Source organism: Streptomyces sp. NPDC048277, from assembly GCF_040652235.1.
Taxonomy (GTDB): Bacteria; Actinomycetota; Actinomycetes; order Streptomycetales; family Streptomycetaceae; genus Streptomyces.
Genome location: NZ_JBEZLQ010000021.1, coordinates 144737 through 158935, shown reverse-complemented (window position 1 = coordinate 158935; position 14199 = coordinate 144737). Strand labels below are relative to the sequence as shown.

13 protein-coding genes are annotated in these 14199 nt (G+C 72.8%); 5 read left to right on the top strand and 8 right to left on the bottom strand.

Annotated features, from left to right (window positions below):
* Nucleotides 1-9 precede the first annotated feature (9 nt).
* From AB0D85_RS36685 to AB0D85_RS36665, 5 genes are all read right to left on the bottom strand, one after another.
* Nucleotides 10-3000 carry an SMC family ATPase gene (locus tag AB0D85_RS36685; protein ID WP_362330010.1) on the bottom strand — a complete coding sequence of 997 codons (2991 nt, stop codon included), beginning with the start codon at nt 2998-3000 and terminating at the stop codon, nt 10-12.
* A 70-nt stretch (nt 3001-3070) separates the two neighbouring features.
* Nucleotides 3071-4234: an exonuclease SbcCD subunit D gene (locus AB0D85_RS36680; RefSeq protein ID WP_362330007.1), complete on the bottom strand. Its 1164-nt coding sequence runs from the start codon at nt 4232-4234 to the stop codon at nt 3071-3073.
* Nucleotides 4235-4405: 171 nt separating this feature from the next.
* Complete coding sequence (locus tag AB0D85_RS36675; protein ID WP_362330004.1) at nt 4406-5032, bottom strand: YigZ family protein; 627 nt, start codon at nt 5030-5032, stop codon at nt 4406-4408.
* A 281-nt stretch (nt 5033-5313) separates the two neighbouring features.
* Complete coding sequence (locus AB0D85_RS36670; protein ID WP_362330002.1) at nt 5314-5856, bottom strand: histidine phosphatase family protein; 543 nt, start codon at nt 5854-5856, stop codon at nt 5314-5316.
* Nucleotides 5853-6584, bottom strand: a complete 732-nt coding sequence (locus AB0D85_RS36665) for a hypothetical protein (protein WP_362329999.1) — start codon at nt 6582-6584, stop codon at nt 5853-5855. The genes AB0D85_RS36670 and AB0D85_RS36665 overlap by 4 nt, the downstream gene beginning before the upstream one ends.
* 207 nt (nt 6585-6791) lie before the next feature.
* Between AB0D85_RS36665 and AB0D85_RS36660 the strand changes: the two genes are divergently transcribed.
* The 3 genes from AB0D85_RS36660 to AB0D85_RS36650 all read left to right on the top strand — a co-directional run bounded on the left by AB0D85_RS36660 (nt 6792) and on the right by AB0D85_RS36650 (nt 10416).
* Entirely contained in the window at nt 6792-7205 is a 414-nt protein-coding gene (locus AB0D85_RS36660) for a CoA-binding protein (protein WP_362329996.1), read from the top strand.
* Nucleotides 7206-7479: 274 nt separating this feature from the next.
* On the top strand, nt 7480-9117 hold the full coding sequence (locus tag AB0D85_RS36655) for an APC family permease (RefSeq protein WP_362329993.1): 1638 nt from the start codon (nt 7480-7482) through the stop codon (nt 9115-9117).
* Nucleotides 9118-9192: 75 nt separating this feature from the next.
* Nucleotides 9193-10416: a 4-hydroxybenzoate 3-monooxygenase gene (locus AB0D85_RS36650; RefSeq protein ID WP_362329990.1), complete on the top strand. Its 1224-nt coding sequence runs from the start codon at nt 9193-9195 to the stop codon at nt 10414-10416.
* 22 nt (nt 10417-10438) lie between these two features.
* Here the strand turns inward: AB0D85_RS36650 and AB0D85_RS36645 are convergent, their stop codons facing one another.
* The gene (locus AB0D85_RS36645; RefSeq protein WP_362329987.1) at nt 10439-10816 is read right to left on the bottom strand and encodes a metalloregulator ArsR/SmtB family transcription factor; all 378 of its coding nucleotides are present in this window, start codon (nt 10814-10816) and stop codon (nt 10439-10441) included.
* Nucleotides 10817-10879: 63 nt separating this feature from the next.
* On the opposite strand from AB0D85_RS36645, the gene AB0D85_RS36640 reads away from it, so the two are divergent.
* Nucleotides 10880-12013, top strand: coding sequence for a cation diffusion facilitator family transporter (locus tag AB0D85_RS36640; protein ID WP_362329984.1), 1134 nt, complete (start codon nt 10880-10882; stop codon nt 12011-12013).
* Here the strand turns inward: AB0D85_RS36640 and AB0D85_RS36635 are convergent.
* A complete protein-coding gene (locus AB0D85_RS36635) occupies nt 12010-12564 on the bottom strand; it encodes a YbaK/EbsC family protein (RefSeq protein ID WP_362329981.1) in 555 nt (184 codons plus the stop codon). The two genes, AB0D85_RS36640 and AB0D85_RS36635, sit on opposite strands and share 4 nt — an antisense overlap.
* 31 nt (nt 12565-12595) lie before the next feature.
* A complete protein-coding gene (locus AB0D85_RS36630) occupies nt 12596-13168 on the bottom strand; it encodes a helix-turn-helix domain-containing protein (protein ID WP_362329978.1) in 573 nt (190 codons plus the stop codon).
* Nucleotides 13169-13283: 115 nt separating this feature from the next.
* On the opposite strand from AB0D85_RS36630, the gene AB0D85_RS36625 reads away from it, so the two are divergent.
* Nucleotides 13284-14141: a DMT family transporter gene (locus AB0D85_RS36625; protein ID WP_362329975.1), complete on the top strand. Its 858-nt coding sequence runs from the start codon at nt 13284-13286 to the stop codon at nt 14139-14141.
* Nucleotides 14142-14199: the final 58 nt, after the last annotated feature.

The following is a 14199-nucleotide window of genomic DNA, read 5'->3' as shown; positions in this document are numbered from 1 at the left end:
AGCCGGGAACTAGACCCCGCTCTGCCGCAGTGTCGAGCCCGATCTGCCCTTCACCACCTCCAGTTGGGCGTGGATCCGGCGGCGCAGGTCGGCGACATGGCTGACGATGCCGACGCTGCGGTCGCGTTCGCGCAGCGAGTCGAGGACGTCGAGGACCTCGTCCAGGGTCTGGTCGTCGAGGCTGCCGAAGCCCTCGTCGATGAAGAGGGTGTCGAGCCGGACCCCGCCGGCCTCGTCGGTGACCACGTCCGCGAGGCCGAGGGCGAGCGCGAGGGAGGCGAAGAAGGTCTCGCCGCCGGACAGGGTGGCGGTGTCGCGCTCGCGTCCGGTCCAGGCGTCGACGACATGCAGCCCGAGGCCGCTGCGGCCGCGTCCGGTGCGGTCGTCGGAGTGGACCAGGGTGTAGCGGCCGGACGACATGCGTTGCAGTCGTACGGTCGCGGCGGCGGCGACCTGTTCCAGGCGGGCGGCCAGCACGTACGACTCCAGGCGCATCTTGCGCTCGTTGTCGGCCGAGGTGCCCGCGGTGAGGGCGGCGAGCCGGGCAACCCGGTCGTACTCCTCGCGCAGCGGGGCGAGTTGACGTACTCCCGCGGTCGCGCGGGCCGACAGCCGGTCCAGTTCGGTGCAGCTGCGGGCGGACCGGTCACGGGCGGAGGACGCGTCGCGCAGGAGCTGGGCCGCGGTGGCGGCCGCACGCTCCGCCGCGGCGAGGTCGGCGGGCGGCTGCTGGGCCGCGGCCGCGGTGTCCGCCTCCGCCAGCACCGCACGCACCGCCGCCTCCTCGGACTGCCGCTCGTCCAGGCGCCGTTGGAGCTCACGGTGGGCGGTGTCGTCGAGGAGCGCGGCGGCCGCGGCCTGCGGGGTGTCGAAGCCGGCGCGGTAGGCGGCGTCCGCCAGCCGCGCGTCGGCGTCCTTCAGATGCTGGGCGGTGTCCTCGGCGGCGCGCGCGGAGTCGGCGGCGTCGGTGAGCAGCGCCACCTGCCGCTCCAGCTGCGCGGCCCGCGCGGCCACACTGCCTGCATTCCCCCGAGCCCTGACCAACTCCTCCTCCAACGAGGCGAGTTCGCTGTCCAGACCCTCGCGTCGGGTCAGCCGCGCGGCGGCCCGGATCTCGGCCTGCTGCCGGTCGGCCAGCCGCCGCTCGCGCTCCTGCTCGGCCAGCCGCAGCTCCTCGTGTGCCGGATGCAGGGCGGACGCGGCACGCCGGGCCCGCACGTACTCCTGCTCCAACTCATTCGACTCCACGGCAAGTTGGGCGGTCGGCGTGTCACCGGCCTCGGCGGAGGCGGCGGCCAGCGCCTCTCGTACGACGCCGAGGCGCCGCTCGTCCTCGGCGCGCCGCTCGTCGGCGCGCTGGTAGGCGGCCTCCGCGCGCTGCTCGGCCTCGCCGTCCACATGACCGGCGAACTTCCGTGCGGGCGAGGGGTGTTCGGTGGCCCCGCAGACCGCACAGGGCTCGCCGTCGGTGAGATGCGCGGCGAGCTCGGCGGCGATGCCGTTCAGCCGCTGTTCCTTGAGGTCGAGCCAGTGCGTGCGGGCGTCGGCGGCCCGCTGCGCGGAGGCGAGTGCCGCACGCTGGGCCTCGTCCGTGTCCCGGCCCAGCTCGTCCCTGAGCCGCGCCGCTTCCAGCCGCCGGCGCGCGGGGTCACGCTGGACGGCGAGTTGCTCGGCGCGGGTCGCGGCCTCCTGGGCGGAGTCGATCCGGGACTGCACCCCGGCCCGCGTGACGTCCCAGTCGGCGAGCCAGCCCTCCGCCTCGCGGAGGACGTCCTCGTCGTCCCGCTCCTGCCGGTCGAGGCGGCCGCGCTCGTCGACGACATCGGCGAGCCGTCGCTCGGCCCGGCGCGCGGACTCCAGCCCGCCCAGCTCCTCGGCGGCCCGGCGGGCGGCGGTGGCGAGCCCCGCCCCACCGGCTCCGGCGAACGTCTCCGGCAGCAGCGCACGCGCGCGTGCCTCGGCGGCGGCCGCCCCGCGGTGCCCGGCCTCGGCGGCCTCCCGCAGCTCCAGCGCCGGCGCCACCGCCTGCGCCTTCCGCGCCCGCTCCATCCGCGCCAGCGCCTCACGGTGCGCCCCGGCCCGCTCCTCCAGCCGTACCGCCCGCTGCCGCGCCTCGGCGAACCGCCCCTGCAACCGCGCCAGTTCGCGTACGCCGGCCAGCGCGCGGTCGGCGGCGAACTGCGCGGACTCGGCGGCGGTGAGGCGGCAGTCCGCGACGGTCAGGCGCTCGCGCGCCGTACTGCGGGCCACGGCGGCGGCACCGAGAACGGCCTCGGCCAGCCCCGGTTCGCCCGGGTTCAGCTCCGGCAGCTCCATCGCGTCGCCGGCTTCCTGCTGCATACGGTGCGCCTCGGCCAGCAGCGCGGAGTCGCCGTCCCGCACCCGGGCCTCGGCCGCCTTCCGGCGCTCCGCGAGGCGCTTCTCGACGTCGGCGAAGCGCTGGGTGTCGAAGAGGCGGCCGAGCAACTGGCCGCGCGCGCCCGCGTCGGCGCGCAGAAAACGGGCGAAGTCGCCCTGGGGCAACAGCACGACCTGGCAGAACTGCTCGCGACTCATGCCGAGCAGTTGGGTGATCTCCTCGCCGATCTCCTGGTGGGAACGGCTGAGGTCCTTCCAGGCCCCGGCCGTCGCGTCGTACTCGCGCAGCCACGTCTGAGCCTTGTCCAGGGTGGTGCCGGAGCCACGCTTCTTGGGGCGCTCCCAGGGCGGCTGCCGGGTGATCTCCAACCGGCGTCCGGCGACGGTGAGTTCGAGGCTCACCTCGGTACGGGCGGTCGCCTCGGCGTGGTCGCTGCGCAGCGACATGCCCTGGCCGGTCTGGCGCGCACCGGGGACGGTGCCGTAGAGCGCGTAGCAGACGGCGTCCAGGACGGAGGTCTTCCCGGCGCCGGTGGGGCCGTGCAGGAGGAAGAGCCCGGCGGCGGAGAGGGCGTCGAAGTCGACGCTCCGGCTGCCGCCGAAGGGGCCGAAGGCGGTGATGTCGAGCCGGTGGAGCCTCACGCGGCCACCTCCGCGGGCCGCGGCACCGAGCCGTGGACGTGGCGGGTCACCGCGCCGTGGACATGATCGGTCACCGGGCCACCTCCCGCACCACGTCGTCCGCGCGTACGGCGTCGAACGCCTCGCCCAGCACGGCCAGCTCCCGCTCGTCGGGGCCCGCGCCCCGCACATGGGCGACGAAGTCCTCGGCGATCTGCCGGTCGGAGCGGCCGGCCAGGCGCCTGGCGTAGGAGACGTCGGGGTCGTCCGGGGCACGGTCGGGGGCGAAGACCAGGCTGAGGGTGCCCGGGAAGCGGTCGGTGAGGCGGGCCATGGGGTCGGCGGGGCGGACCGGGTCGGTGAGGGTGGCCTCGATCCAGGCGTCCTCGTGCCGGGTCAGGGCGCGGTCGGCGAGCAGGTCGTCCAGGGTGCCCCGGATGCGGGCCAGCGGGCGCGGTACGGGGCAGTCGAGGCGCTCGGCGGTGACGCTGCCGTCGGCGGCCAGGTCGACGAGCCACATGCTCTTGCGGTGATCCGCCTCGGAGAAGGAGTACGCCAGCGGGGAGCCGGAGTAGCGGACCCGCTCGGTGATGGTCTGGCAGCCGTGCAGATGGCCCAGCGCCACATAGTCGACGCCGTCGAAGACCCCGGCCGGGACGGCGGCCACCCCGCCGACGGTGATGTCCCGCTCGCTGTCGCTGGGCTCACCGCCGGTGACGAAGGCGTGCGCGAGGACGACGGAACGGGTGCCGGACGGGCGGCCGGCGAGGTCGGCGTGGACCCGGTCCATGGCGGCGGCCAGCACCGCCTCGTGCCCTGCCTTCTCGACGGCGAACTCGTCCTTCACCAGGGCGGGTTCGAGATACGGCAGACCGTAGAAGGCCACGTCACCGAAGGCGTCGGTGAGCACGACGGGCGTGCCGACCGCCGACGGTTCGGTGCGCAGATGGATGCCCGCGCGGTCGATGAGACCTGCGCCGACGCCGAGGCGGCGGGCCGAGTCGTGGTTTCCGGAGATCATCACCGTGGGCACACCCAGGTCGGCGAGTCGGTGCAGGGCGTCGTCGAAGAGCTCGACCGCGGCCAGCGGCGGGACCGCACGGTCGTACACGTCCCCCGCCACGACCACGGCGTCGACGGCGTGCTCACGCACGGTCGCGACGAGGTGACCGATGAACTCGCCTTGGGCGCCGAGCATGTTCACCCGGTGGAACGCCCGGCCGAGATGCCAGTCGGAAGTGTGCAGGAGTCTCATGATCCCCGAGGTTAACGGCCGGGTCTGACATCACGGGCGGTTACTCCCGTATCGGCCCGTGATGATCCGGGCAGGACATCCACTACGTGAACCTCCCCCTCACTCACGAGGCGACCAAATGTCCCCATTTATTCGACTTCACCCCCTACTGCCCCTGCCCGGACCGGACCGTCACGCGTCCCCGTAGGCCTCCCCGCCCAGTTCGAGGCGCGCGGTGCCCGCCGTCGCGTCCGCGAGCCACGCGCGGAAGCCGTCCACATCGGCGTCCGGCAGCCCGATCTCGATGGTGACCGCCTCGCCGTAACGGACGTCGCGGACCTCGCGGCCGGTGGCGCGCAGGTCGTTCTGGACCTTGCCGGCACGCTGGTGGTCGACGGTCACCGTGGCGAGCCGGAAGCGGCGGCGGGTGATCGTGCCGAGCGTGTCGAGGGCCTCGCCGACCGCGCCGCCGTACGCGCGGATGAGTCCGCCGGCGCCGAGCTTGACCCCGCCGTAGTAGCGGGTGACGACGGCGACGACGTAACGCATGTCGCGGCGCAGCAGCATCTGGAGCATGGGGACGCCGGCGGTACCGCCCGGTTCGCCGTCGTCGCTGGCCTTCTGGGTGGAGGCGTCGGCGCCGATGACGTAGGCCCAGCAGTTGTGGGTGGCGTCGGCGTACTCCTTGCGGATCGCGGCGACGAAGTCCTGGGCCTCCTGCTCGGTGGCCGCCGGGGCGAGGGCACACAGGAAGCGGGAGCGGTTGACCTCGGTCTCGTGCGTGCCCGCGCGGGTGACTGTGCGGTACTCGTCCTGCATCCGCCCAGCCTATGCGGACGCCGGGGCGCTTCTCACCAAGGTGAGTGCCTCTCACAGAGGGGGCCCTTCTCGCAGGCGCGAGTACCTCTAACGCAGGCGGCGCCTCTCACAGACGCGAGCACCTCTAACCCAGGCGGCCCCTCTCGCAGGCGCGAGTACCTCTAACGCAGGCGGCGCCTCTCACAGACACGAGGACCTCTAACCCACGCGCCCCTTCTCACAGACGCGAGTACCCCTAACGAAAGCCGCCCCCTTACGAACGCGAGAACCTCTCACACCGGCTACTCCTTCTCGCCCCGCGGCACCCTCACCTCCGTCAGCAGTGCCGTCCCCGGCCCCAGCGCCGCCCACCCCGTCCCGTGCCAGGCCAGGACGGCGATCGCGGACGTCGGGAACTTCTTGTTGACCTGCTCCAGCGTGTCGTCGAGGCCGTCCCCGGCGAGTTCGAGGACCAGTTCCTCCAGTCCGGGGTTGTGCCCGACCAGCAGCAGTGTCTCCACCTCGGCCGGGACCTCGCGCACGACCGCCAGCAGGTCGGGGACGTCGGCCGCGTACACCCGCCGGTCGTAGCGCACCGGGGGCGGGGTGCCCCACTGGCCGGAGGCGAGGTCCCAGGTCTGCCGGGCGCGTACGGCGGTGGAGCAGACCGCGAGGTCGGGCAGGCAGTCGGACTCGGCGAGGGCGCGGCCGGCGGCGGGGGCGTCGCGGCGGCCGCGTTCCGCGAGCGGACGCAGCCGGTCGGGGACGCCCTCGGGCCAGGCGGACTTGGCGTGCCGCAGGACGACCAGGCGGCGCAGCGGGCCCGCGCCCGCCCGGGCGATCACGCGAACCGTCCGACGTCGCGGGTGAGGTCGAGGGCGAGCAGCCGGTCGGCGTAGGCGCAGGTCTCGAAGCGGGCGCCGTCCGGGATCTCGGCCTGGTTCTCCATCCAGCGCAGGACTGCGAGCACCGCCGGCACGTCCAGGTCGTCCTCCCAGGCGTCCCGCAGCCGCCCCCGTACCTTCTCGGGCACCGGCCGCGAGGGGCTGCGCGCCCACTGGGCCACCGACTGCCGCAGCCGGCCGAGCCGCTGCCCGGCCGCGCCGAGGGCGCCAGCGCCGAGGTGGACGGCCGTGCCGCGCGGGGCGTCGAGGAGGGCGAGCCGGAGGGCGGCGGGGTCGGCGAGCCCGTTGAGGACGTCGGCGTCCGGACCGCCGGCCGGGGCGACGGCGACGGTCACGCCGGCGCCGGGCACGGTGACGCCCCGCGCCGCCACGTGGACGACCTGGGCCTCGCCCAGTCCCGACGACAGGTCCCGGCCGTCCTCGAAGGGGCGGATGCCGAGGGTGGTGGCGGCGGCGTGCAGCTCGGCCTGGTGGCGGTCGGCGGTGAGCAGGGGCAGGACCGGGGTGCCGCCTATCTCCAGGGCGCGCAGGAGCAGGTCGGTGGTGAGCAGGACCCGCAGCGCCGTCAGGTCGTACCCGGAGGCGTGCGCCTCGACCCGGGTCAGGGCACGGCGGGCGGGGGAGGCGGGGACGGTCTCACCGGTCTTGGCGTCGAGGATGCGCAGCACGGGCTGAGCGTAGGCGCGCGGAGGCCCGTACGCAGGCACCTTGCGACGATTCCGGTCACCGTGGCGGGACATGTGGGACATGGAACACCCCCTGCCGCGCGGACTGTCCCGACGGTACTGCGCGGAACCCGGCCCGGGCCAGGGAATCCAGGCCCGGCGGACGCGGTTGGTCACGGGGAGTGTTCCCCTGAGCCGAGGAGGCCGACGGTGTACGGCGACGAAACGACGATCCGCAGGATCCTGACCGAGACGGGCGACACCTGGGCGGTGGTGGGGCTGTCCGCCAACCGGGGGCGCGCGGCGTACGGGGTGGCGCAGGTGCTGCAGCGGTTCGGCAAGCGGATCGTGCCGGTCCACCCCAAGGCGGAGACGGTGCACGGGGAGCAGGGCTACGCGTCGCTGGCGGACATCCCCTTCGACGTCGACGTGGTGGACGTCTTCGTCAACAGCGACCTGGCCGGGGCGGTCGCGGACGAGGCGGTGGCGAAGGGCGCGAGGGCGGTGTGGTTCCAGCTCGGGGTGGTCGACGAGGCGGCGTACGAGCGGGTGCGGGCCGCGGGACCGGACATGGTGATGGACCGCTGCCCGGCCATCGAAATTCCTCGGCTGACCCGGATCTGACCCGGATCTGAGCCCGATCCGAGCCCCGATTCAGTCCCGATCCGTGCGGGATTTGAGCTGGATCTGAGCTTTCCTGTCTTACCCTCTTCTCACATATCACAACTGAATACGGACATTCCGTGACCCTCGCTCACCTGCGCAAAAGCTTTGGCCAAGACAGGCAAGATCGAGGGTCAAATCTTTGACAACGCTCTTCTGTCCTTGCGGAATGGACCCTTACCTTGTGGCCTCTTGCTCGTTAAATCTGCGTTCAGAAACTGAGAGGCCGCTTGACATGGTGAGTGTCGAGAAAACTGCACCGGAGGACACCAGGCCTTCGGGCGGTCTGAGGCGGGACGTCGGCCTGATCGGCCTGATGTGGGCCTCGGTGGGCTCGATCATCGGCTCGGGATGGCTGTACGGCGCCGAGAAGGCCGTCGGCCTGGCCGGTCCCGCGGCGATCATCTCGTGGGTGATCGGCGCGGTCGCGATCGTGCTGCTGGCACTGGTGCACGCCGAGCTCGGCGGCATGTTCCCGGTCGCGGGCGGCACCGCCCGTTACCCGCACTACGCCTTCGGCGGTCTGGCCGGTATGTCGTTCGGCTGGTTCTCCTGGCTCCAGGCGGCGACCGTCGCCCCGATCGAGGTCGAGGCCATGATCGGTTACGCCGGTCACTGGAAGTGGGCCCAGCACCTCCAGCACACCGACCAGACCCTGACCGCGAGCGGTCTGCTGGTGGCCGTCGTGCTCATGGCCCTGTTCGTCGGGGTCAACTTCTTCGGCGTACGGGTACTGGCGCACACCAACAGCGCCGCGACCTGGTGGAAGATCGCCGTGCCGCTGGCCGCGATCTTCATCATCGCCATCGGCAACTTCCACCCGTCGAACTTCCACTCCGAGGGCTTCGCCCCCTTCGGCGCCAAGGGTGTGCTGGCCGCGATCAGCACCAGCGGCATCATCTTCGCGCTGCTCGGCTTCGAGCAGGCCATCCAGCTGGCCGGTGAGAGCCGCAACCCGAAGAAGGACCTGCCGCGCGCCACGCTCGGCTCGGTCGCGATCGGCGCCGTCATCTATGTCGCGCTCCAGGTCGTGTTCATCGCCGCGCTGCCGCACAGCACGTTCGCGCACGGCTGGGCGCACCTCGACTACAAGGGCATCAGCGGTCCGTGGGCCGGCCTCGCCACCCTGGTGGGCCTCGGCTGGCTGGCCGTGGTGCTGTACATCGACGCGGTGATCTCCCCCGGCGGCACCGGCCTCATCTACACCACCGCCACCTCCCGGGTCTCCTACGGTCTGGCGAAGAACGGCTACGCGCCGAAGCTCTTCACCCGGACCGACTCCCGCGGTGTGCCGTGGTTCGGGCTCATCATGTCCTTCGTGACCGGTGTGGTCTGCTTCCTGCCGTTCCCGAGCTGGCAGCAGCTGGTCGGCTTCATCACCTCGGCGAGCGTGCTGATGTACGCCGGCGCGCCGCTGGCGTACGGGGTCTTCGCCGACAAGCTGCCGAACCTCGAGCGGCCGTACCGGCTGCCGGCCGGCAAGGTGCTCTCCCCGCTGTCGTTCGTGGTCGCCAACCTGATCATCTACTGGTCCGGCTGGGACATCCTGTGGCGGCTCGGCATCGCGATCGTGCTCGGCTATCTGCTGCTCGGCGGCTACGCCTTCTACGCCATCGGCAAGAACCTGCCGGACGCGCCCCGGCTGGACTTCCGGGCCGCCCAGTGGCTGCCCGCCTACCTGCTGGGCATGGGCCTGATCTCCTGGCAGGGCGGCTTCGGCGGCCAGGGCCACATCGCCCTGTGGTGGGACATCGTGGTCATCGCCGTCTTCTCGGTCGGCATCTACTACTGGGCCAAGGCGACCTCGTCCACGGCCCTGGACATCGAGCGCAGCATCGACGAGGTCGTGGTCACGGACGCTCCGGCGCACTGACCCCGGTCCTCGCAGGGTGTCCCGTCAGCCCCGGCGGCTCTGCCGTGGCTGACGGGACACCGTCATAATGCGGGGGTGACTCACCCCTCCCCCCACTCCGGCTCCGCGCCCGAGGAACGCCGTACGGTCGTCGTCGTGGGCGCCGGGCCCGCCGGGCTGACCGTCGGGAACATCCTGCGGGCCGCCGCCGTCGACTGTGTTGTCCTGGAGACCGAGAGCAGGCAGTTCATCGAGACGCGGCCCCGGGCCGGGGTCATCGAGGAATGGGCGGTGCACGGCCTCCGCCAGCGCGGTCTGGCCGACAACCTGCTCAGCCGGGCGCAGGTGCACTCCGAGTGCGAGTTCCGCTTCGCCGGTGAGCGCTTCCGGTTCGACTACGGCGAGTTGACGGTCTGTCACCATTACGTCTATCCGCAGCCGTTGCTGGTGACGGACCTGGTGCGGGAGTACGCCGACGTCCGCGGCGGGGACATCAGGTTCGGGGTGCGGGACGTCACGCTGCACGACCTGGAGACCGACCGGCCCGCCGTGTCGTACGTCGACCCCGAGACCGGTCGACGGCACGTCCTGCGCTGCGAGTTCGTCGCGGGCTGCGACGGGGCACGCGGGGTGAGCCGGGACGCGATTCCGGCCGGGCGGGTGCGCATCGGGCGGCAGGACTACGGCATAGGGTGGCTGGCGCTGCTCGCCGAGGCGCCGCCCTCCTCCGACTGTGTGCTGTTCGGCGTCCATCCGAACGGGTTCGCCGGGCACATGGCGCGCAGCCCCGAGGTCACCCGCTACTACCTCCAGTGCCCGCCCGGCGACGATCCGGAGAACTGGTCCCACGACCGGGTCTGGACGGAGCTGCGCGAACGCCTCGGCGCGCTGGGCGCACCGCCGCTCAACGAGGGGCGGCTGATCGAGAAGCGCGTGCTGGACATGCACAACTACGTGGTCGAGCCCCTGGTGTTCGGCCGCCTCTTCCTGGCCGGTGACGCCGGTCATCTGACCGCGCCGATCGCCGCCAAGGGCATGAACCTCGCCCTCAACGACGCCTTCCTGCTGGGCGACGCGCTCGTCGCGCACGTCACGAAGGGCGACGACTCCGGGCTGGACGGCTACTCGCACGCCTGTCTGCGCAGGGTCTGGGACTACCAGGAGTTCTCACAGTTCCTGTCCGGCATCTACCACGGCACGTCCTCCGGCGATCCGTTCCTCGCCGGCACCACCCTGGCCCGGCTGCGCAGGCTGTTCACCTCGCGCGCGGCGGCGACGGCCTTCGCCGAGCAGTACCTGGGTTCGGCCGCCGCGTTCTGACCTGCCGGCTCTCTCCCTCCGCCTAGCTCTCTCCCTCTGCGGGGCTTGCCGTCGCGGTCTCGGTGAGCCGGTGGTCCGCCACGTTCAGCGCCTCGTCGACCAGCCGCCGCAGATGGCCGTGGCGCAGCGAGTACACCACCCGGCGCCCCTCCTTGCGCGTGCCCACCAGACCCGCGAGCCGCAGCCGGGCCAGATGCTGGCTGACGGCCGGCCGGGCGGCACCGCACACCTCGGTGAGCGTGGTGACATCGGCCTCCCCCGCCGTCAGGGCGTGCAGCAGGGTGAGCCGGGTGCGGTCGCCGAGCAGGGCGAGGAGTTCGGCGGCGAGCGCGAACTGTTCCTCGCCCGGGGTGCGCGGATGCGCATGATGCGCAGGTGATAGGTGCAAGCGTGCGCTCATACGCACATAATGGCGTCGTGGGCGCCTTGTGTCCACGCCCCGCGCACCGGAGAGGGGAGCCGCATGAGCGACCGGCACCACCACCATGAACACGCACACGCGGACGACCACCGCCAGGAGCACGCACACGCGGACGACCGGCACGGCGAGCACGCGCACGGTCATGACCACGATCACTCCCACTCCTCGGCCGGCGGCCTCCGCCACGGCATCACCCACCGCCTCGCCCACCTCCTCACGCCCCACTCCCACGAGACCGCCGACAAGCTCGACTCCGCGCTGGAGTCCTCGGCGCGGGGCATGCGGGCGCTGTGGGTCTCGCTGGCCGTGCTCGGCGCGACGGCGCTCGTCCAGGCGGTCGTCGTGGTCCTGTCCGGCTCCGTCGCCCTGCTCGGGGACACGGTGCACAACGCCGCCGACGCGCTGACCGCCGTACCGCTGGGCATCGCGTTCGTGCTCGGACGCCGCGCCGCGAACCGCCGCTTCACCTACGGGTACGGGCGGGCCGAGGATCTCGCCGGGATCGCGATCGTGCTGACGATCACGGCGTCGGCCGCGTTCGCCGCGTGGACCGCGGTGGACCGGCTGCTGGCCCCGCGCCCGGTCGCGCATCTCCCGGCGGTCGCGGTGGCCGCGCTGGTGGGGTTCGCCGGGAACGAGTGGGTGGCCCGGTACCGGGTCCGGGTGGGCCGGGAGATCGGCTCGGCGGCACTGGTGGCCGACGGGCTGCACGCCCGCACCGACGGATTCGCCTCACTGGCCGTGCTGCTGGGGGCCGGTGGCTCGGCGCTCGGCCGGCAACTCGCCGACCCGATCGTGGGGTTGGCGATCACCGCCGCGATCGCGCTGGTGCTGCGGGACGCGGCACGCGAGGTGTTCCGGCGCGTGATGGACGCCGTCGACCCGGAGCTGGTGGACCGGGCCGAGCGGGCGTTGCGCGAGGTGCCGGGGGTACGCGCGGTGGGCGAGCTGCGGCTGCGCTGGATCGGGCACCGGCTGCGCGCCGAGGTCGCGGTCGTCGTGGACGGCGAGGCGACCGTACGGCAGGCCCACGCGATCGCCGTCGAGGCCGAGCACGCGCTGCTGCACGCCGTACCGCGGCTGACGGCGGTCCTGGTGCACGCCGATCCGGCACCGGCACCGGGCGAGGCGGACCCGCACCTGGCGTTGGCGCACCACGCCCACGCCCTTTCCTAGACCCCGAGTCCGTCGAGCACCACCGCGCCCGGCAGCTGGGCGAACGCCTTGCCGGGGACCAGGAGTTTGCCGCGGCGGCGGCCGCTGCCGACCAGGACCCAGGGCAGGTCGACGACGGCCGTGTCCACCAACAGGGGCCAGTCGCCCGGGAGTCCGATCGGGGTGATGCCGCCGTACTCCATGCCGGTCTCGCCGGTGGCGGTGTCCATGGAGGCGAACGAGGCCTTCCGGGCGCCCAGTTGGCGGCGTACGACACCGTTGACGTCGACTTTCGTCGTCGACAGGACCAGACAGGCCGCCAGCGTCGACTCGCCGCCGCGCTTGCCCGCCACGACCACGCAGTTGGCCGACCGCTCCAGCAGATCGCGCCCGTAGTGCTCGACGAAGACGGCGGTGTCCGCCCACTGCGGGTCGGTCTCGACATAGAGGATCTGGTCCGCGGGGACGGCACCGCTCCAGTGCCGTACGGCGTCGGCGACCGGGGCGGTCAGCTCGTCGAGGCAGTCGGGAGCCGGGGTGGCGGTGTCGAAGTCTCCGATGGGTGCGCGCATGTCCGCACGCTAACAGCCCGGTCCGGAGGGCTCAGGAGACGGGCGGGACGGAGACCGTCATCACCATCTCCATCGGAACGTCCCCGGTGTTGCCGTACACATGGGGCGTGTTGGCCTCGAAGGAGGCACTCGCGCCCGTCGGCACCCGGTACTCGACCCCGTCCACGGTGAGGGTCAGTTCACCGGCGGTGACATGGACGATCTCCACGGTGCCGGCGGGGTGCGGCTCCGACGGGCTGCTCTCGCCCGGCATCAGATGCCAGTCCCACATCTCCAGCGGGCCGGGCGCCTCGGTGCCGGCGAGCAGGCGGTTGTAGCTGCCGGCCTCGGTGTGCCACAGCCGTACGGCCTTGTCGGCGGGGACCAGCCGGACCCGCGGGCCCTGCTCGTAGTCGAGCAGGGTGGTGACGCTGACACCGAGGGCGTCACCGATCTTCACGACCGTGCCGATGCTCGGGTTGGTGCGGGCCTGCTCGATCTGGATGAGCATGCCCCGGCTGACCCCGGCACGGGCCGCGAGCACGTCGAGGGTGAACCCGCGCACCGAGCGCCAGTGCTTGACGTTCCGGGCCAGGGACTGGGTCAGCAGGTCGAGGTCCGACACGTTCCGTCCATCGTCGAGATCATCGTGGTCCAGTATTCTGAATGACAGAGTTCAACTAAATGAACTACGGTGGGGTGTACCTGATCGTTCACCGAACTGTACTGCGAGGCGGGCCGTGACAGCATTCTTCGCCCTGACCACCAGTGTCCTGTGGGGACTGGCCGACTTCGGCGGCGGGCTGCTCACACGACGCACCCCGGCGCTGACGGTGGTCGTCGTCTCACAGGGCATCGCGGCGGTGGTACTCGGCGTGATCGTGGTCGCCACGGGTGGCTGGAGCGAGGCCGGGCCGCGGCTCTGGTTCGCGGTCGCGGCGGGGTTGGTGGGGCCGGTCGCCCTGTTCTCCTTCTACCGGGCCCTCGCCCTGGGCCCGATGGGCGTCGTCTCCCCGCTGGCCACGCTGAGCGTCGCCGTCCCGGTCGGCGTCGGGCTGTTCCTCGGCGAGCGTCCGGGGCTGCTCCAGGTCGCGGGCATCGCGGTCGCCGTCAGCGGGGTCGTCCTGGCGGGCGGCCCGCAGCTGCGCGGCGCGCCCGTCCAGCGCCGGGCGATCCTGCTCACGCTGGTCGCGGCGGGCGGCTTCGGCACGGTGTTCGCGCTGATCACGGAGGCGTCCACCACGGTCACCGGTCTGTTCCTGGCCCTGTTCGTGCAGCGGCTGACGAACGTCACGGCGGGCGGCGCGGCCCTGTGGCTGTCCGTGCGCAGGGGCGCGGCCGCGCTTCCGGAGGGCGGCTTCGCCTGGTCCACGCTCCCGGCACTGGGCTTCGTCGGTCTCGCGGACGTCGCGGCCAACGGCACGTACTCGGTCGCCGCCCAGCACGGGCCGATCACCGTCGCCGCGGTGCTCGCCTCGCTGTACCCGGTGGTCACCGCGCTCGCGGCCCGCGGCTTCCTCAGCGAGCGGCTGCGCGCGATCCAGGCGGCGGGGGCGGGGCTGGCGCTGGTGGGAACACTGCTGCTGGCCACCGGCTGAGCCGGACGCCTCGGCGGGCGGCTCGGCGGGCGGCTCGGCGGGCGGCTCGGCGGGCGGC

Excerpts from the sequence above, each read along its gene's own strand:
- AB0D85_RS36655 (WP_362329993.1), top strand. The coding sequence starts at position 7,480 with ATGGTGAGTGTCGAGAAAACTGCACCGGAGGACACCAGGCCTTCGGGC.
- AB0D85_RS36635 (WP_362329981.1), bottom strand. The coding sequence starts at position 12,564 with ATGCGCGCACCCATCGGAGACTTCGACACCGCCACCCCGGCTCCCGAC.
- AB0D85_RS36645 (WP_362329987.1), bottom strand. The coding sequence starts at position 10,816 with ATGAGCGCACGCTTGCACCTATCACCTGCGCATCATGCGCATCCGCGC.
- AB0D85_RS36640 (WP_362329984.1), top strand. The coding sequence starts at position 10,880 with ATGAGCGACCGGCACCACCACCATGAACACGCACACGCGGACGACCAC.
- AB0D85_RS36680 (WP_362330007.1), bottom strand. The coding sequence starts at position 4,234 with ATGAGACTCCTGCACACTTCCGACTGGCATCTCGGCCGGGCGTTCCAC.
- AB0D85_RS36675 (WP_362330004.1), bottom strand. The coding sequence starts at position 5,032 with ATGCAGGACGAGTACCGCACAGTCACCCGCGCGGGCACGCACGAGACC.